General features: G+C 69.4%; 21 protein-coding genes. 10 read left to right on the top strand and 11 right to left on the bottom strand.

All coding sequences use genetic code 11. From position 1 onward, the window contains the following. Nucleotides 1-137 precede the first annotated feature (137 nt). The 3 genes from Q0C41_RS22230 to Q0C41_RS22220 all read right to left on the bottom strand — a co-directional run bounded on the left by Q0C41_RS22230 (nt 138) and on the right by Q0C41_RS22220 (nt 2,087). Nucleotides 138-680, bottom strand: coding sequence for an RES domain-containing protein (locus Q0C41_RS22230; protein ID WP_291987558.1), 543 nt, complete (start codon nt 678-680; stop codon nt 138-140). Then, on the bottom strand, nt 677-1,261 hold the full coding sequence (locus Q0C41_RS22225) for an antitoxin Xre/MbcA/ParS toxin-binding domain-containing protein (RefSeq protein ID WP_291987556.1): 585 nt from the start codon (nt 1,259-1,261) through the stop codon (nt 677-679). Before Q0C41_RS22225 ends, Q0C41_RS22230 begins: the two co-directional genes overlap by 4 nt. 109 nt (nt 1,262-1,370) lie before the next feature. After that, nucleotides 1,371-2,087 (bottom strand): DUF72 domain-containing protein, encoded by a 717-nt coding sequence (locus Q0C41_RS22220; RefSeq protein WP_291987554.1) that lies wholly within the window; start codon nt 2,085-2,087, stop codon nt 1,371-1,373. Between the two features lie 20 nt (nt 2,088-2,107). On the opposite strand from Q0C41_RS22220, the gene Q0C41_RS22215 reads away from it, so the two are divergent. Next, nucleotides 2,108-2,830 (top strand): hypothetical protein, encoded by a 723-nt coding sequence (locus tag Q0C41_RS22215; protein ID WP_291987553.1) that lies wholly within the window; start codon nt 2,108-2,110, stop codon nt 2,828-2,830. On the opposite strand, the gene Q0C41_RS22210 is transcribed toward Q0C41_RS22215, so the two are convergent. After that, complete coding sequence (locus Q0C41_RS22210; RefSeq protein WP_291987550.1) at nt 2,796-3,098, bottom strand: hypothetical protein; 303 nt, start codon at nt 3,096-3,098, stop codon at nt 2,796-2,798. The two genes, Q0C41_RS22215 and Q0C41_RS22210, sit on opposite strands and share 35 nt — an antisense overlap. A 60-nt stretch (nt 3,099-3,158) precedes the next feature. On the opposite strand from Q0C41_RS22210, the gene Q0C41_RS22205 reads away from it, so the two are divergent. Next, nucleotides 3,159-3,908, top strand: a complete 750-nt coding sequence (locus Q0C41_RS22205; protein ID WP_291987549.1) for an endonuclease/exonuclease/phosphatase family protein — start codon at nt 3,159-3,161, stop codon at nt 3,906-3,908. 3 nt (nt 3,909-3,911) lie between these two features. Here the strand turns inward: Q0C41_RS22205 and Q0C41_RS22200 are convergent, their stop codons facing one another. From Q0C41_RS22200 to Q0C41_RS22190, 3 genes are read right to left on the bottom strand one after another with little or no spacing between them, the layout of a single operon-like run. After that, entirely contained in the window at nt 3,912-5,195 is a 1,284-nt protein-coding gene (locus Q0C41_RS22200; RefSeq protein WP_291987548.1) for a cyclopropane-fatty-acyl-phospholipid synthase family protein, read from the bottom strand. A 54-nt stretch (nt 5,196-5,249) separates the two neighbouring features. Beyond that, nucleotides 5,250-6,029 (bottom strand): DUF1365 domain-containing protein, encoded by a 780-nt coding sequence (locus tag Q0C41_RS22195; protein WP_291987547.1) that lies wholly within the window; start codon nt 6,027-6,029, stop codon nt 5,250-5,252. Further along, nucleotides 6,029-7,279: an FAD-dependent oxidoreductase gene (locus Q0C41_RS22190; protein ID WP_291987546.1), complete on the bottom strand. Its 1,251-nt coding sequence runs from the start codon at nt 7,277-7,279 to the stop codon at nt 6,029-6,031. The genes Q0C41_RS22195 and Q0C41_RS22190 overlap by 1 nt, the downstream gene beginning before the upstream one ends. 85 nt (nt 7,280-7,364) lie before the next feature. Between Q0C41_RS22190 and Q0C41_RS22185 the strand changes: the two genes are divergently transcribed. The 8 genes from Q0C41_RS22185 to Q0C41_RS22150 all read left to right on the top strand — a co-directional run bounded on the left by Q0C41_RS22185 (nt 7,365) and on the right by Q0C41_RS22150 (nt 15,261). Next, nucleotides 7,365-9,014, top strand: coding sequence for a M20/M25/M40 family metallo-hydrolase (locus tag Q0C41_RS22185; RefSeq protein ID WP_291987545.1), 1,650 nt, complete (start codon nt 7,365-7,367; stop codon nt 9,012-9,014). Beyond that, nucleotides 9,011-9,964 carry a ring-cleaving dioxygenase gene (locus Q0C41_RS22180; protein WP_291987544.1) on the top strand — a complete coding sequence of 318 codons (954 nt, stop codon included), beginning with the start codon at nt 9,011-9,013 and terminating at the stop codon, nt 9,962-9,964. Before Q0C41_RS22185 ends, Q0C41_RS22180 begins: the two co-directional genes overlap by 4 nt. Before the next feature lie 198 nt (nt 9,965-10,162). Next, complete coding sequence (locus Q0C41_RS22175) at nt 10,163-10,567, top strand: GntR family transcriptional regulator (RefSeq protein WP_291987543.1); 405 nt, start codon at nt 10,163-10,165, stop codon at nt 10,565-10,567. Continuing rightward, entirely contained in the window at nt 10,560-11,477 is a 918-nt protein-coding gene (locus Q0C41_RS22170) for an ABC transporter ATP-binding protein (RefSeq protein ID WP_291987542.1), read from the top strand. The genes Q0C41_RS22175 and Q0C41_RS22170 overlap by 8 nt, the downstream gene beginning before the upstream one ends. Further along, complete coding sequence (locus Q0C41_RS22165) at nt 11,474-13,006, top strand: hypothetical protein (protein ID WP_291987541.1); 1,533 nt, start codon at nt 11,474-11,476, stop codon at nt 13,004-13,006. Before Q0C41_RS22170 ends, Q0C41_RS22165 begins: the two co-directional genes overlap by 4 nt. Nucleotides 13,007-13,107: 101 nt before the next feature. Next, complete coding sequence (locus Q0C41_RS22160; RefSeq protein WP_291987539.1) at nt 13,108-13,863, top strand: alpha/beta fold hydrolase; 756 nt, start codon at nt 13,108-13,110, stop codon at nt 13,861-13,863. Between the two features lie 234 nt (nt 13,864-14,097). Continuing rightward, a complete protein-coding gene (locus Q0C41_RS22155) occupies nt 14,098-14,964 on the top strand; it encodes an SPFH domain-containing protein (RefSeq protein ID WP_291987537.1) in 867 nt (288 codons plus the stop codon). A 51-nt stretch (nt 14,965-15,015) separates the two neighbouring features. Beyond that, the gene (locus Q0C41_RS22150) at nt 15,016-15,261 is read left to right on the top strand and encodes a hypothetical protein (protein ID WP_291987535.1); all 246 of its coding nucleotides are present in this window, start codon (nt 15,016-15,018) and stop codon (nt 15,259-15,261) included. 18 nt (nt 15,262-15,279) lie between these two features. Here Q0C41_RS22150 and Q0C41_RS22145 read toward each other — a convergent pair whose 3' ends face one another. From Q0C41_RS22145 to Q0C41_RS22130, 4 genes are all read right to left on the bottom strand, one after another. Then, on the bottom strand, nt 15,280-16,143 hold the full coding sequence (locus Q0C41_RS22145; RefSeq protein ID WP_291987534.1) for an acyl-CoA desaturase: 864 nt from the start codon (nt 16,141-16,143) through the stop codon (nt 15,280-15,282). Between the two features lie 20 nt (nt 16,144-16,163). Beyond that, nucleotides 16,164-16,388, bottom strand: a complete 225-nt coding sequence (locus Q0C41_RS22140) for a hypothetical protein (RefSeq protein WP_291987533.1) — start codon at nt 16,386-16,388, stop codon at nt 16,164-16,166. 74 nt (nt 16,389-16,462) lie between these two features. Next, nucleotides 16,463-17,011 carry a TlpA disulfide reductase family protein gene (locus tag Q0C41_RS22135; RefSeq protein ID WP_291987532.1) on the bottom strand — a complete coding sequence of 183 codons (549 nt, stop codon included), beginning with the start codon at nt 17,009-17,011 and terminating at the stop codon, nt 16,463-16,465. A gap of 92 nt (nt 17,012-17,103) precedes the next feature. Continuing rightward, nucleotides 17,104-17,613, bottom strand: a 510-nt coding sequence (locus Q0C41_RS22130) for a hypothetical protein (protein WP_291987530.1), incomplete at its 5' end; no start/stop codon positions are given.

The raw sequence follows: 17,613 nt of genomic DNA, 5'->3' as shown, positions 1-17,613 counted from the left end.
CTAAGGTCAAGACGGCGACTGGAGCCGAGCACGCGGTGGTTGCGTGGGCGACGCATCACGCAACAAGCGCGGAAGACCGGGATGTAGGAACCGGTACGGCCCGTTGTCCCAACGCGGCCCACGCACTCGGCGCGACATCAGCCTGGCGGCGGCGCGAGAGGCCGGACTCGCGCGAGCACCCCAGGAGGCGGCGCGCCCCGGTCCGACGCCGTCCAGCCAACGAGCCCGTCTGGAGGCCCGAAGACGACAATGACGCGGCCGTCCCGCGTGGGGCCCGGCTGTTGGCCGGCCTCCGACACCTCCAGGCCCGTCGCGCCACCGGGGAGCAGCGCAGCCGAGGCGGCCGCCAGGCGGCGGCAGCCCCGCGCGCGGAGGCTCAGGGCGTGCGCCTGGCATCTGGGCCATGTCTCGAGGCCGCCGGTGACGACCGGTAAGGGCAAGGAGACAGCCTCGAGCGGGACGTCGCCGATGTCGATGGCCCACAACGCGCGCCGCAGCGTCGCGGCATCGGCCGGATCCGTGATTTCCTCGTGCCGGAGGAGTTCCGCCCACGCGCCGTCCGGCGTGTCGGCGAAGTAGTGCGCGGGGCCGTCTCCGGCCGCATGCCAGCGGCCTGCCGGTTGTGACGCGTCGCTCCAGAGAAACGGGTAGCGGGGGTCGGCTTGCCGGAAGACGATCATGTGGCCGAGAAGGCGACGAGCGACCGCGCGAGGTCGCGCACCCTGGTGGGGCCCGGGTCTTCCGGGGCCCAGTCGCCGGTGAGCAACGCGGACGGCCGACTGCCGCCAAGCGCGGTCCGTGGCCGCTCGAACCATCGCCGCACCCCCACGTCGTTGTAGGCGCCCGCGAGGTCGCCGACGACGAGCGCGAGGTGATGCAGTCTGGCCGCCACCTCGTCAGGGGTCTCTCGCTCTCCGGACAGGTAGCGGCGCAGGCTCGAGACCGAGATGTTGAGCAGCGATGCCAGGGCCTCGGGCTCCAGCACCCGAGAGACCGCCGGCCATTCGTACTTCGCCACCGGCGAGGCCTCGAGCGCGGCGACGACGACGTGCAGCAGGGCTTCAGCCTCGGCCACCGACGGCGCTTCGACGTTGTCCAGATGCAGGGCGGGGCCCCTGGCGATGCCCACCTCCCGGATCCGGTTCACCAACCGCCTCACGTCGTCATCGTCGAGGCGTGTGGCGTCGGACTCGACGAGTCCCATCGCCGCGGCCCGACGCCAGGCTTCGAGTACGAGGGCCCGGGCGGATCGGGATGGCATCGGAATCGCTTCGGATCGCAATCGGATTGAAGCCATGATCCAAAGCGTATCCTCCACTGAGCAAGGCGTCAAGGCGGCCGCCGTGACGCCCTTCGGCAGGCATCGAGCATCAGGCATCAGGCATCACTGAGCCGAGCCTCGCCTTGAACAGCGAGGCAAACTCCGGCCCCTTGCCCTCGTCCTCGTGCTTGAAGTAGACGAACGTGTCGCGCCACGCCGACTGCTGCTCGCCGACCCAGGTGGCCCAGCGGGCGATGTCGTCCTCGGTGTACCCTTCGTCGCGCAGGCGCAGGTAGCCGTAGTCGGCGGTGCGGACCAGCGGCGTGTGGCGCTCGGGGCTGTCGGCGAGGCAGAGCGCGAGGTTGCGGGCCTGCAGCAGGGCGTAGATCTCGTCGGTCCACCAGGACGGATGGCGAAACTCGAAGGCCACGCGCAGCGCCGGCGGCAGTTCGTCGATGAACGCCTGGAGCCGCGGGGCGTCGCACTTGAAGTGCGGATTCAACTGCACGAGCACGCACCCGAGACGCGGCCCGAGCGCAGCCCCGGCGGTGCAGAAGGCCCGCAGCGGATCGGCGATGTCCTGCAGCCGACGGTCGTGGGTGATCCGCTTCGGCGCCTTGAGCGTGAAGGTGAACCCGTCCGGCACCTGCGCGGCCCAGCCCTCGACCAGCGCCGGCGTCGGCATGCGGTAGAACGTGTAATTGATCTCGACCGTGTCGAAAACGCCGGCATAGTACGGGAGCATCGCCTTGGCGGCGATCTTCTCCGGATAGAACCGGCCCTTCCACTCGGGGTAGTTGTACCCGGAGGTCCCGACGTGAATCATCTGATCACCCTGCCGCGCTGATGCCACCCTGCCAGTTCACGCCCCGCGAGCGGCAGCTGATCGCTCGCCTCCGCACGCCGCTCCAGGTGCAGCAGTGGCTGAACGCGCTGCCCTACAACACCGAACCCGGCGGCGACACGCAGCGATCGTTCCGCACCGTCCTCGCACTCGGCACCGCACACTGCATGGAAGCGGCGCTCAGTGCCGCCGTGATCCTCGAGGTGCACGGCTGGCCCCCGCTGGTGATGAGCCTGGAGTCGGAAGACAAGCTCGACCACGTGGTGTTCGTCTATGGGACGGCCACTGGCTGGGGCAGCATCGCGCGATCCCGCGACCCCGGATTGCACGGGCGGCGTCCGGTGTTTCGCACGCTACGCGCCCTGGCCTGCAGCTACATCGAGCCGTACATCGACGTGTCGGGCCGGATCACGGGCTACGGGGTGCTCGACCTGCGCGACCTCGGCCGCTACGACTGGCGATGCTCGCCGCGCAATCTCTGGCATGTCGAACAGGCCCTGCGCGACCTGCCGCATCGGCCGATCCGCTCGTCGGATGGCCGCATCGATCGGCTGCGGGCGCGGTATCACGCCTTCATGGCCGCGCATCCGGGCTTCAAGCCGCTGTACTTTCGCGGGCAGGAGCGCTGGCATCCACTGCCGGCCGTGTTCGCGCCATCGGTCCGCCTGGCCAAGCGGACCGGACGCCTCGTCAGTCCAGATCGAAGGCGCGCTCGGGGCGGCTGATCGGTTCCTTCTTCGCCTGCTCCAGCGCTTCGCGGAAACGGCGGTCGAGGTCGTCCCCGCGGTTCTTCTCCGCCTGGAACGACTGCTCGAACAGGCGCTCGCGCGCGGCAGCCTCTTCGGCCAGGAGACGATGCGCATCGTCGATTTCGCGCACCGGACCCGTGCGGGCCTCCTTGTGGGAGACCACACGCTTGAGGTTGACGTCGACGACCAGCTCGGCCCGACAGCATGGACACTGGACGGTCAGTTCGGAGGCGAGACGGCTCATCACCCTTCCCTTTCGCGGCGCGGGTTGGCGTAGGCTGGAGATCCCGCGACGCGGGCGATCATGACACACCACGGCCCCCCTCGCCCCTCTGCTCCCGGCCATCTGCGGCTGGCCACCTACAACATCCACAAGTGCCGCGGCATGGACGGGCGCACCCGTGTGGATCGCATCGCCGACGTGCTCGCCAGTCTCGATGCCGACGTCATCGCGCTGCAGGAAGTGGTGGGCGGCGGACCGGAGGAGGACGGCCAGGCCGCGCAGATAGGCGCGCTGCTCGGCATGGGCTGGGTGATGGATTCGGTGCGACTGCTGCGCGGCAAGGGCTATGGCAACGTCGTGCTGAGCCGCCTGCCGATCACGAAGACGCACCAGTGCGACCTGTCGTGCGACAAGCGGGAGCCGCGAGGCTGCATGCGGGTGGACATCGACGTGCACGGCCAGCACCTGCACGTCTTCAACGTGCATCTGGGGACGGCGGTGTTCGAACGGCGCAAGCAGGCACCTCGGCTGGCCGAGTTCGTCGCCGATCGCCATGTGCCCGGCCCGAAGGTCCTGCTCGGCGACTTCAACGAATGGGTCAAGGGGCTGACGTCGAAGACGCTCGGCGAGATGCTCGAAGGGGTCGACCTCTCGCACCACCTGCGACGCCGCAAGACCTACCCCGGCGTGCTGCCGATGTTCCACCTGGATCACATCTACACGGCCGGCGGACTCGAGGTGCAGAAGGTGACGCTGCCGCGCACCAAGCTGACGCTGGTGGCCAGCGATCACCTGCCGCTGGTGGCCGACGTGACGATGCCGGAGCGGTGACCCCTACTCGCCGGCGCGGGCCATCACCAGCTGCAGCGTGCTGATCTGGCGCGTGGCGAACATCGCCTCGCACGATGCCAGGTAGTACTCCCACATCCGGATGAAGCGATCGTCGAAGCCCAGCGCCCGGACATCGTCGAGGCGTTCGAAGAAGCGGAGGCGCCACTCGCGCAAGGTGCGGGCGTAGTGCGGCGCGATGTCGTCCATCCAGCGCAGCGTCAGCGGCGTGCCGGCCGACGAGGCCTCGAGCAGGGCGCCGATGCTGGGCAGCATGCCGCCGGGGAAGATGTACTTCTGAATCCAGTCGGCGTGGCGGGCGTACACCTCGAAGCGGTGATCGGGCATGCCAATCGTCTGGATGCCGATCGCCCCACCCGGGGCCAGGCGGGCGTGACACACCGCGAAGAACGTCGGCCAGTGCTCGCGTCCCACGGCCTCGAGCATCTCGATGGACACGATGTGCGAGAACTGCCCCTGCACGTCGCGGTAGTCGCAGAGGCGGATGGTGATGCGGTCCTGCAACCCGGCGGCGCGGACGCGCGCCGCGGCGAAGTCGTACTGCTCCTGCGACACGGTGATGCCCGTGACGCGGCAGCCGTACGTGCGCGCGGCGAAGAGCGCGAAGCCCCCCCACCCGCACCCGATCTCGAGCACGTGCGCGTCGGCGTGCAGCCCGACGGCCTCGGCAAGGCGACGGAACTTCTGCTGCTGCGCCTGCTCCAGCGTGTCGTCCTCGCGCTCGTAGTACGCCGACGAGTAGACCATCTCGGGATCGAGGAAGAGCGCGAAGAGGTCGTTGCTCAAGTCGTAGTGGGCGTGGATGTTGCGACGACTGCCGGCGCGCGTGTTGGGACGGAGGCGGTGCTGGATGTCGTTGCCGACGTTGAGCAGGCGGGTCAGCCACGTGACCTGTGGCAACGCCGCCTCGTTCCGGATGCCGATCTCGAGCAGCGACACGAGATTGTCGGTGCGGAAGTGCCCGGCCATGTACGACTCGCCGAAGCCGATGTCGCCGCGCCGCGCGAACTCGCCGAAGAACGCCTCGTCGTCGATCCACATCGTGGCGTGCTGGGCCGCGCCGGGCGTCCCGCCCTGGTGCACGGCCCCATCCGGCAGATGAATCGTGAGGCGACCCGCCTCCAGGGCGGGCAGCGCCGCCAGCGCTCGACGCTTCGCGAGCCGCGCCACGAACCCCGGGGCACGCGCCGGACGCGCGGTCGCGTCGGGCACGGTCAGGGCGGCGTCGAAGGAGCCGAGGGGGCTGTCGCCGTCGAAGTGGTCACTCACGCTGAACGGTCCTCCATGAGCCGCCGCCCTGCGGGCGTCCACGGCCAAATCCAACTACGGCTGCGTCTGTCGGGCGGATTCCGGCGCATAGACCGGTTTGTCCCGGAACGGCACGCCCTTCCACCACAGGCGCAGCGCCTCCCAGTGGATGGCCGCCATCACCTGCGCGGTGACCACCGGGTACCGCGCGAGCATGCCGAGCAGCGCTCCGTCACTGAGACGCTTCCTCGTGAGCGCAAGACGCGCGTCGAAACGCCGCTCGGCGCCGACCGTCAGCGCGATCCCCACGCGAAGGGCCTCGCCGGGGGGGCCGACCTCGAAGCGGTACGAGCCCTCGAGGCCGAAGAAGGGCGAGACGTGGAACTCCTTCTTGTGGACCTGCGCCGTCGAGTCCCCCGGCAGCACGTACACGTGACGCTCGCCGTAGGTGTTGTTGACCTCGGCGACCACGGCAGCCAGATGGCCGTCCGGAGCAAAGCAGTAGAAGAAGCTGACGGGATTGAACACGTACCCGGCGACGCGGCAGTGGGTCAGGAGCAGCACCCGCCCCCCCGGCCACGCATGCCCTCGCGAGACCAGCGCATGCTCGACCCCCTGCCGCAGCGGCCGCCCGTCGAAATGGTCGGCGTCGTGCAGGCTCACCATCCGGCGGCGGTTGTAGCCGAGGATGCGGAAGCGCTCGTTGATGCGGTCGACCTCGTCGAGGTCGAACAGGTGCATGTACGTGCGATACCGGAAGGCGTGATGGGGGGCCGCCCGCGCATGCCAGACCTGCCCGGCATACAGCCAGCCGATGGGCGCGGTCTCCCCGGGCACTGCGTCGGTCGACGCCATCAGAGCGTGGCCCCGAGCCGCTCGGTGGCCCGCAGTGCCGACACCAGACCGTCCTCGTGGAAGCCGAAGCGGAGGTGCGCCCCGCAGTAGTACGTGTGCCGCTGGCCGTTCAGGGCCTCCACGCGCGCCTGGGCCGTGACGGCGGCCCGATCGAGCACGGGATGCGTGTAGTCCATCACCGCCAGCGCCTCTCCCTGCGGTGCCTCGCGGCCGTTCAGCGTCACGCAATACTGCGTGTCGCCCCCCACGCCCTGCAGCCGGTTCAGGTGATACGTCAGCGAGACCGGAGCGGAGGCATCCCGACAATCATGGATGTCGCAGTTCCACGACGCCCAGGCCCGTCGCGTGCGGGGCAACACCGAGGCATCCGTGTGCAGCACGGTGCGATTGAGCGAATAGCGGAAGGCGCGGAGCGCCTCCTGCTCGGCAGGAGACGGATCCGCCAGCAGGCGCAGTGCCGTATCGGCATGTGTCGCAATCACCACGCGGTCGAATCGCTGCACCAGTCCGGTCCCCGTCTGCACTTCGACGCCCTCCTCGAGCCGGACGATTCGCTCGACGGGGGCACTCGTGTGGATCGGCCCGGAAATGGTCCGGGCGATGGCCTCGACGTAGGTCCGGCTGCCGCCCGTGACCGTCCGCCAGGGCGGCGCGCCCGAGGCCGCCAGCAGCCCGTGGTTCTCGTAGAACTGCAGAATCGTCCGGGCCGGGGCGTCCATCATGTCGCAGAACGACGCCGACCAGATGGCCCCGCCCATCGGCAAGACGAAGTGGCGGGTCAGCCGGCGCGAGAAGCCCTCGCGCGCGAGGAATCCCCCCAGCGTCAGTTCGTAGCCTTCGGTCGAGTGCAGGAACTGCCGGGCCCGACGGAAGTAGCGCACGATCTCGACCAGCATCGCCAGGTGGCGCGGGTCGAGCAGGCGCCGGCGCTGCGCGAGCAACGAGGAGATCGACTGACTGGCGTATTCGAGCCCGCAGCGGCGACACCGCACGCCGAAGCACATGTCCGTCGCATGCGACGCGACGCCCAGCTGGTCGAGCAACCGGATGAAGTTGGGATAGGTCTGCTCGTTGTAGACGAGGAAGCCCGTGTCGAGCCGCTGGACCCCGTCGGGCACGGGGATGTCGTGCGTGTGCGCGTGCCCGCCGAGGCGGGCGTCCCGCTCGAAGAGCTCGACGTGGTGGGCTCGGGACAGGACGTAGGCGGCCCCGAGGCCCGAGATGCCAGATCCGATGACGGCGATGCGCACGAGAGAACAGAGCTCCAGACCCGCAGCAAGGCAGGCCAGCCCCAGTCTACGACGCCTCGCGGGCCGGCCCCGATACAATCGGCCGGTGTCCCGTCGCCTGCCGTGGTTGTCGCTCGCACTGCTCCTCGTCCTCCTGGTCGGCCCCGAGGCCCTTGCACCTCGGGCGATCACGGCCCAGGGACGCCCCCGCACGGCCTCGCCACCGCGTGGGGCCGAGGTCATCACCGAGGCCCGGCTGCGCAGCGACCTCACCTTCGTCGCCGCCGACGCCCTCGACGGTCGCCTGACGCCGTCCCGCGGCCTCGACACCGCGGCGCTCTTCCTGGCCACCCGCCTGGCCCGCCTGGGCCTGCGCCCGGCTGGAGACGACGGCAGCTTCCTGCAGCGCATCGCCCTGACCCGACGCACGCTGGACGTCGAACGGACCCGCCTCACCGTCGGCGAGCGGCCACTGACCTACGGCGATGACTTCCTGCCCGGCGCCCTGACCGGCCGCGCCGAGGGGGCGCTGGTCTACGTCGGCAATGGCACCGTGATCCGGTCGCGAGGCATCGATCCCTACAAGGGGCTCGACGTGACCGGCAAGATCGTGGTCTCCAACCTCGGGCTGCCGACGGGATTCGCCCAGGGCGACCTCAAGGGGCCGCGAGGCGAGGACTGGGAACCGACCGAGGACGCCGCGAAGGCACGCGGCGCCGTCGCCGTCCTCTTCCTGCCCGACTACCCGGCGCTCGAACGCTGGCCAGATACCCGCGAGTCGCGCCGCACCCGCGCCCCCCTTACCGTGGACGGCATCCGCAGTACCACCGGTGGGCCCGTGCTGCCGACCGCCACCCTCAGCGCGCGCGCCGTCGGCGTGCTGTTCGCCGGCCAGACCATCCGCGCCCAGGAGATCTTCCAGCGCGCGGTCAGGCGCGAGCCGGCTGCGCCCTTCGCGCTGACGCCGACCACCACCGTCCGTCTCGACATCGTCGCCACCGAGGAGCACCTTGCGACCAGCAACGTCGTCGCCGTGCTGGATGGCAGCGATCCGGTGCGCAAGAACGAGTACGTCGCGCTCGGTGCGCACTACGACCACCTCGGCACCACCACGAAGCCCGACGCCACCGGTGACACCATCTACAACGGTGCCGACGACGACGGGTCGGGGACGGTGGGACTGCTGGCGATCGCCGAGGCGTTCGCCACGACCGCGCCGCGGCCGAAGCGATCGATCCTCTTCGTCTGGCACACCGGTGAGGAACTCGGTCTGTGGGGATCGCGCTACTTCGTCGAGCACCCGACGGTGCCACTCGAGGCCATCGTCGCGCAGCTGAACATCGACATGATCGGCCGCGGACGCGCCGTGGGATCGCCCGTGCCGAGCGGGCCGCTGCCCCTCACCGATACGGAGAGCGTGTATGTGGTCGGATCGACGCGACTGTCGGCCGAACTGGGCACACTGGTCGCACAGGTCAACGCCCGCTACCACGGGCTGCGCCTCGACTACTCGCTCGACGCCCCTGGCGATCCCGCGCAGATCTACGAACGCAGCGACCACTACCAGTACGCGAAGCACGGCATCCCGATCGCGTTCTTCTTCACGGGCGTCCATCCCGACTATCACGGCGTGAACGACGAGGTCGACGGCATCGACTTCACCAAGATGCGGCGCATCGCCCAGACGATCTATGCCACGGCCCGCGTCGTGGCCGATGGCGCGCAGCGGCCGAAGGTCGACGGCGGCCGCCAGTGACAACGATCCTCCGCGGTCTGCACCACGTGACGGCGACGGTCGACGCCGCGCAGCCCGATCTCGACTTCTGTGTGGCCCTGCTCGGCCTGCGGCTCGTCAAGCAGACCGTCAACTTCGACAACCGCCACGTCTACCACTTCTACTACGGTGACGAACGTGGCACGCCCGGGACGCTGTGGACCACCTTCCCCTATCGCGGGCACGGCGTGCGGGTGGGCACCATCGGTGCCGGGCAGGTGGTCACCACCGCGTTCTCGGTGCCGCTGACCTCGATCGCCTCGTGGCAAGCACGGCTCGTCGACGCGGGCCTCGTCGTCGACGCGAGCCTCATCTTCGGCGAGCCACACCTCGTCGTCACCGACCCTTCCGGTCTGCGCATCGCGATCGTCGGCACCACGGACGACGAGCGAGGGCCGTGGACGCAGGTCGTCGGCGAGGCGCTCGCGGTGCGAGGGCTGCACTCGGTGACGCTGGCCGTGCGCGACGCCGGCCCCACCCTGGCGTTCCTGCACGAGGTCCTGGGCTGCACGGTTGGCGCCGCCGAGCGTCAGCGCACGCGCGTCGCGGTCGGGCCGGGCGGCACCGGCGCGCAGCTGGATGTCGTGCAGGTGACCGAGGGCCCGCGGGCGATCAACGGCCTGGGTACCGTGCATCACGTCGCGCTGGCGATCGCGTCCGAGGACGCCCAACTGGCGCTGCGCGAGACCCTGGTGCACCGCGGCGTGGAGGTCACGCCGGTCAAGGATCGCCAGTACTTCCGGTCCATCTACTTCCGCGAACCTGGCGGCGTGCTCATCGAGGTCGCCACGCTGGCGCCCGGCTTCGACGTCGACGAGCCTCTATCGTCGCTGGGCCGCGCCCTCAAGCTCCCCGCCTGGCAGGAGCCGCACCGCGCCGACATCGAAGCAGGACTGCCGCCGATCGCCGTGCCGTCACAGGCTGGGGGGTAGAGCCCGTTCTCCGACCTGTCCGCCGAAGCCCATGCGAAGGCGGAACGGGCCGTGACGGCCGGCTCGGAGAGCCGGCCCTACCCATCCCATCCTACCCATCCCATCCTACCCATCCCATCCTACCCATCCGACCCTACACATCCGGCCCCTTCCCGCGACCCTTGACATCGCAAGTGTACTAGTCGTACTAATACACCTGTGTTGCCGTTCCGCATCGATCTCGTGTCTGGCCTCCCCGTCTACGAGCAGCTCGTGGCGGCGGTCACGCGTGCGGTCGTCAGTGGCGAGCTGAAGGCGGGCGACGCCTTCCCGTCGGTGCGAGCGCTCAGCCAGGCGTTGCGCATCAACCCCAACACGGCGCAGAAGGCCGTGGCGCAGCTGACCTCGCTCGGCTTGCTGCAGGTGCACCCGGGTATCGGCACGCGCGTCGCCCAGCCGGCGCGGGTGTCTCGCACCGCCAGCACCGCCGAACTGCGTCCGCAGGCGGCCGACCTCGTGCTCGAGGCCAGGCGTCTCGGGCTCTCCCTTCCGGATCTCCAGGACCTGCTCGAGGCCGAATGGCAGCGCCTCGATCCATCCACACGAGGTACTCGACGTGGCTGATCCCATCGTGACGCACGCGCTCGGCCGGTCGTTCGGGAAGGTCGTGGCGCTCGATGACGTCACGCTGACCGTCCCGCAGGGCGAGGTCGTCGGCCTCATCGGCGCCAACGGCGCCGGCAAGTCCACGCTCCTCAAGGTGCTGGTCAACCTGCAGCAGCCGTCGCGTGGCCGCGCCGAGCTGCTCGGGCAGGACTCGCGCCTGCTCGAGGCCTCCATCTTCGAGCGCGTCGGCTACATGGCCGAGGGACAGCACCTGCCGGCGGTGCGAACGGTGGGCGACCTGCTCGCCTATTGCAAGCCGTTCTATCGGCGCTGGGACGATGCGCTGGCGGAGAGGCTGCTGGAGACGCTGGACCTGGGTGCAACGACCGGCCTCGCCCGCGCCTCGCGCGGCGAGCGGATGAAGGCGGCGCTCGTGGCGACGCTGGCGTTCCACCCGGAGGTGCTCATCCTCGACGAACCGCTCGAAGGCCTCGATCCTCTCACCCGCGAACAGGTCGTCGACGGTCTCCTCGAACTGGTCAGCGCCGAGGGCACGACGCTGCTGATCGCCTCGCACGACCTCGACGTGCTCGAACGCCTGCTGGATCGGGTAGCGATGCTGCACCACGGCGGTGTGCTCTTTCACGAGCGGCTGGACGACCTGCAGGCGCGCTATCGCGTCGTCGAGCTCGGCGGCATCTCGCTCGCGGATGCCAGCCGGCTGCCCGCCGACGCCCTCGACGTCCGCGCCAGCGGCACGGGTGTGCAGTGCATGCTGACGGACTTCGACGATGAGGCGACCCCTGCAACGCTGCAGGCCGCCTTTCCTGGCGCCGCGGTGCACGTGACGCGACCCGCCCTGCGCGACGCCTTCGTCGCGCACGCCCGCACGCTGCGCAGCGCCGTCCGGACGCGGGGTGCCGCATGACGCAGGTCCTGCACCTGGTGCGTCACGATCTCCTGACGCATCGCCGCCTGCTCGTCGCCTGGCTGGTGGTCGTCCTGGCGCAGCCACTGCTCACGCTGCTGGCCGGTCCGGCGATCTCGGCCACAGGCATCGCGGTGCCGGTCTTCCTCATCACGAGCCGGCTCCTGCTCGCCGCCGTGGCCCTGGGCACGATCGTGCAGGCCGACAGCCCGCTCGATGACCGCACGTTCTGGCGCACGCGCCCCATCGCCGCTCGAACGATGGCCACCGCCAAACTCCTCATCGGCGCCGTCGTCGTCGCGGTGCCCCTGCTTGTCGTGCTGATCGTCGCGCCACTCGTTCGCGTGCCCTGGAGTCACTGGCCCTCGACCATCGCGCAAGTCGTCGTCACCGATGCGGCGGCCGTGGGACTCGTGCTGTTGCTCGCGTCCAGGACGCGCACGGTCGCGTCGATGCTGATCGCGGTGCTGGGGACAGTCGTCGGGAGCTACGGCCTGCTCATCGCGATCACCGAGACGTTGCAGGCGCCGTGGCTGAAGCAGTTCTACACGGTTGCCCCGCCCAACTCGCAGCTGGCCGTGCCAACGATGCTGATGATCATCGTGCTCGCGGCCTGGACGATGACCGCGCTGGTCTTTCTCGGGCAGCACTATCGCCTGCGGCTGAGCCTCGTTGGAGCGGTGAGCGTCCTGGCCCTCGCGGTCGTCTGGTTCGTGCCAGCCGCCCGCCTGCATCGGGCGTCGCCGCAGTTCTATCCGCGTCCGTCGCTGTCTGTGGATGCCGCCCAGGTCCGAGCCGAGCGTCTCGAATCCGGACGCATCGTCCTGCTGACAACGGGCACACTGTCGGGCGTGGAGTCCGGGGACCGATCCCGCCAGTACCTCGTTCAGGGCACCATCGAGTCCGAGGATGGACAGGTCGGAACGCGACGCCTCGGGGATCCGCGATTCGTCACCGGCCGACTCGGACCACACCCCGTCCTGCTCGGCGGCCTCAGCGAGGCAGATTTCAAGCGCTTCGCTGGGCGATCAGTACGATTTCAGGGCCGGGTCGACGTGGAGGTGGCGCGCACCGAGCGCATCGGAACCCTGCCGTTGGTTGCCAACGCCTCCGTTGCGGTCGGGCACGCGCTGGTGCGGATCCGGGAGGTGCGGCCGTCGGTGCCGCTGCGGCTGACCTTCGCGCCGCTGGCGACGGTAGACGTCACGTGGACCGCGACGTGGAAAGAGCCCGCCCGATGGGGGGCCACGCAGTGGTACCTGCGGCACGGCGCCGAGCGCGAGTACGTCTTCCGCTTCATGCAGACACCGTTCGTCGGGTTCGGGCTGTTGCCGTCACTGGCGTGGCCGTTCGGGCTCGATCGAAGCGTGCTCTATGTGCCGCAGCGCGCCAGCCCGATGGTCGCGGCTACATCGGCCCTCGAGGTCGAAGAACATCGCGGCGTGATGCACACGGAACTGCCCCTGAGCCTCAGATTCTTCGTCCCCACGACCGTCACGCCCTACGACGCCACTCGCGACTCACGATGAGTCGAGGCACGCGGCCTTCCGCCCCGCGGCGGTCGCGGCCCGTGGCGTAGTCTGAGCGTAGGCCGAGATAGGTTTCCGCGTGGCCTGGGCCACGATGGAGCATGCGACCACGGCCGCTTGGCATCGCCTCACTCGTCGGCATGCTGACGGTGCTCGCCCTGGCACCAGCGCAGGTCGTGCCGCTCGAGAATCCGGCCTCGGGTCTCCGCACCTGGGAGGTCGGCGACGGGACGCGCCCCCTTGTACTGCTCCACGGATACAGTTCGGCGCCACAGGAGTGGCTGCAGTTCGTCGGCACGCTCCAGCCAGGGGCCACGCGGCGCCTCGTCTTTCCTGAGGGTCCCGACGTCCGTCCCGACGGCCGTGGCCGCGGCTGGTGGCGGCTCGATCTGTCGTCCCACCTCGACGCGACGGGGCTGCCCGACCTCTCGCGCACCCGGCCGCCTGGGCTCGCGATCGCCAGCGCCCGGGTCCGGACGCTGCTGGACGAAGTCCTCACCCGCCTCGGCGCCCCGCGCCAGGAACTCATCCTCGGCGGGTTCTCGCAGGGCGGTATGGTCAGCGCCGAGATCGCCTTTCGGTCCGGCACCCCGCTCAAGGCGCTCGTCCTGCTGTCGCCGACGGTCATCGACGAGGCCAGCTGGCGCGCAGGCCTCCAGTACCGCCGCGGCCTCCCGGTCTTCCTCTCGCACGGGCGGCAGGACGACGTCCTCGCCTTCGCCTCGTCGGCCCGCCTGGCCGAAACACTGCGGACGGCCGGCCTGAAGGTGACGTGGGTCCCCTTCGACGGCGGTCACGACATGCCCCGCCCCGTCATCGACGCCCTCAACACCTTCCTCGCCCGCGTCGACCAGTAGTCTTGGGCCGTGGGGCATGGGCCTTGGGCCTTGGGGCAGGGCCTTCGGCCTCGAGGCATGGGCCTTGGGCCTGTGTGCCGAGCCCTGAGCCGTGAGCCCTGAGCCCCTCTCTTGGAACCCACCCCGGCCGTTCGTCGTATGCTACCAATGTGATATCACTAAGACATCACCCGATGCGGTCACGGATCGACCGCTTGCCCGGCCGCGCCGGGATTCTTCAGGAGATGAAGGTCGATGATTCGCGAGCGTGAACGTCAGGTGATGAACGGCGCACTGATGCTCGTCGTGGGATTGGTCACACTGCTGCTGAGCATGGCGATGTTCATCTACGCCATTCGCACCAAGCAGGCGACAGTCGTGGTGGGGTCGATCCTGCTGATGTTCGCCGGCGGCACGGTGCTGGCGGGGCTCTTCACGGTCGCCCCCAACGAAGCGCGGGTCCTGCAGCTCTTTGGCGCCTACGTCGGTACGGTGCGTACCCCCGGGCTTCGCTGGGCCAATCCGCTCTACACGAAGCACAAGGTCTCGACCCGCATCCGCAACTTCGAGTCGGCCAAGCTGAAGGTCAACGACCTCGACGGCAACCCGATCGAGATCGCCGCGGTCGCGGTGTGGCGCGTGGTGGACACGGCCGAGGCGGTGTTCGAGGTGGACGACTACAACAACTACGTCCACGTGCAGAGCGAGTCGGCCCTGCGCAACCTCGCCACCAGCTATGCCTACGACTCGCATGACGATCAGGAGTCGCTGCGCGGCTCCACGAACAAGATCGCGGAGCACCTGAAGCAGGAGGTCCAGGACCGGCTCTCGAAGGCCGGGGTCGAGGTGATGGAGGCGCGCATCAGCCACCTGGCCTACGCACCGGAGATTGCCGCCGCGATGCTGCAGCGTCAGCAGGCCGGCGCCATCATCGCCGCCCGCCAGAAGATCGTCGAGGGCGCCGTCGGGATGGTGGAGATGGCCCTCGAGATGCTCTCGGCAAAGCACGTCGTCGAACTCGACAACGAGCGCAAGGCCCAGATGGTCAGCAACCTGCTCGTGGTGCTCTGCGGCGAACGCGGCACCCAGCCCGTCGTCAACACCGGCACCATCTATCAGTAACGGACGTGACCGCGGAGCCCGGCAGGCGCACTGCCGGGCTTCGCGACGTCGATGCCCCTCGCCATGGCCCTGTCCCGCAAGTCGTTCCTGCTTCGTGTCGATCCCGCTCTCCTGGACGCCGTCCAGCGGTGGGCCAACGACGACCTGCGCAGCCTGAACGGCCACATCGAGTTCCTGCTGCGGCGCGCGCTGGCGCAGGCGGGGCGCACGGTGACGCCGCCGGCGCCCGGGGCGGGGGATCCGGGCGAGGACGTGACGCCGCGGGCGGGCGAGACGCCGCCACCTGACGACGCGTGAAGGCTCAGGCGGGGTGCGTCAGACCGGTTCCTGCGCTTCGACCTTTTCGGGGTCGATGCGGGTCCCGGTGCGTTCGCGGGCTTCGCGGTAGATGCGTTCGGGGACGGGCTGCAGATCCCACGCGAGGCCGACCAGGCTCATCGCCTTGATGACGTACCAGGTCGGATCGACTTCCCACCAGTAGAACCCGTTGCGCGCCGACCGCTGATAGCGATGGTGGTTGTTGTGCCAGCCCTCGCCGGCCGCGAACACCGCCGTGATGACGTTGTTGCGCGACTCGTCCACCGTGTCGAAGCGGCGTGAGCCATACAGGTGGTTGATGGTGTTGATGGCAAACGTCGCATGCGCCAGCGTCGTGGTGGGCAGCAGGAAGCCCCACGCCAGCCACGGCAGTCCACCCGCGACGTAGAGGCCGATGGCGAGCAGCAGCGGCGGCACCCAGTAGAACTCGTCGAGCAGTCGCAGTTCGGGGTACTTGCCGAAGTCGCGGATGACCGGGTTGGTCTCCGGCAGGCGGTCGTGCCGGACGTCGTTGAGGAACCAGCCGACGTGCGCGTAGTAGAAGCCGCTGATGATCGGGCTGTGCGGGTCGCCTTCGCGATCGGCGAACTTGTGGTGCGTCACGTGGTGGCCGGCCCACCACAGCGGGCCCTTCTGCATCGCCGAGGCGGCGATGTAGGCCCACACGAACTGCGTCACGCGCCCCATCTTGAAGGCCCGGTGCGCGAAGTAGCGGTGGTACGTGAGCGTGAGCCCGATGGCGCGCAGGAAATGGGACACCGCCCACATCGCGACCATGCCGAGGCTGAACGGGACGAACAGGACAAGGAGCGAGCTGGCCTGGACGAGCCAGAACAGCGACATCGTCAGCTTCTTCTTCATGCCGTCAGCAGACGAGGGCGTCAGCCCTCTTCTTCGTACTCTTCTTCCTCAGGGGGACCGAGGCGGGTGGAGGGGCGCAGCGATTCGCGCGTGTCGAACACGGGCAGACCTGCCACGTGGAGCGTGGACGCGCACTGGGGCGACTTGTCCGCGACAACGACGAGGACCGGGCTGCCTTCCACGCCCTCGCGGAACGTGATGCGACAACCGCAGGCGAGCCGGGCGTGAAGGAAACCTTTGAGCATCTGGCGCGATCACCACCGGACCGATACCCCGCGAAAGCGGGCTCGATCGGCAGCACGCATTCGATCATACATCCCTAGAGCAGATTCTTGATTTCCTTCTCCATCTGCTCGCGCGACGCCAGCCCCATGTGCCGCTTGCAGATGGTGCCGTCGCGCTTGATCATCAACGTCACCGGCAGCCCCCAGAACGGACCGTAGGCCTCCTGCAGATCGTCGCGGTCGTTGGCCAGGAGCAGCGGATAGTTGACCTTGTACTCGTCCTTGAAGGGCTTCAGCAGGGCCGGATCGTCGTCGATCTGCACGCCGAGGAACGCCACGCCCTGGCTGCGGTACTGCTCCTGCAGCTGGACGAACATCGGCGTCTCGAACTTGCACGGACCGCACCAGGTCGCGAAGAAGTTCATCATCACGACCTTGCCCTTGTAGTCGGCCAGGTTGACCGTCCTGCCGTCGACGTCCTTCACCTTGAAGGCGTAGTTGGCGGGCTTGGCCTTGGCCTCGCACGACGACGGCGCCGCCGCTCCGGTCGAGGCGGCCGTCTGCGTGCCGATGGGCATGAAGGGGATGGCCGCCAGGCCAAGGCCCAGCGACGCCACGCCCGCGAGAATCCAGCGCATGTTCATGGTGACTCGATGTGTGCCACCGGCGGGTCGCCGGCGGGGCCGCTCGTCCAGGCGGAGCAGGCCCTCTCAAATCAAAGATATCGCGGGTGGGGCTACTCCGCGGCGCGGAATTCGGTGGCGAGGGCCGAGAGCATCTCGGGGGCCACGTCACCCACGACCGCGAAGGTCTGGTCGCCATCGGCCCACACCTCGGCGTGCTGGCCGAGGAAGTCGTGCCGGGCCGGGGCGGCGCCCGCGGGGTATTCGCTGCGGGGCATCACGAAGACCGAGACGGTGTGGCCGTCGACGTCGTACAGCAGGTGCGCCAGGTGGCCGTGCCCGTAGAGGCACCGCCGCACGCCGACCAGGGAGGACCGGCGCCCGGCCGGGGCGGCGGGCATGCGGGGCGTCCACTGATACTGGTGGGCCCATTCCTTCACGGCCTGCACCGGGTTCACCGTGACCCCGGGCGCGACGAGGCGCACGCACTTCAGATGGTCGAGGGCCAACTGCGCCGCCAGCACGGTCGACGACGCGCTGGTGGTGCCGTAGAGCGCCACCCCGAGGAAGGCCAGCAGGACGGTGGCGGCCACCGGCATGCGCAGCGGCGCGAAGCGGCGGAC

The sequence above is a fragment of the Luteitalea sp. genome (assembly GCF_022842525.1).
In the GTDB taxonomy this organism is placed as follows: domain Bacteria; phylum Acidobacteriota; class Vicinamibacteria; order Vicinamibacterales; family Vicinamibacteraceae; genus Luteitalea.
This window is presented reverse-complemented; position numbering and strand designations above follow the sequence as displayed.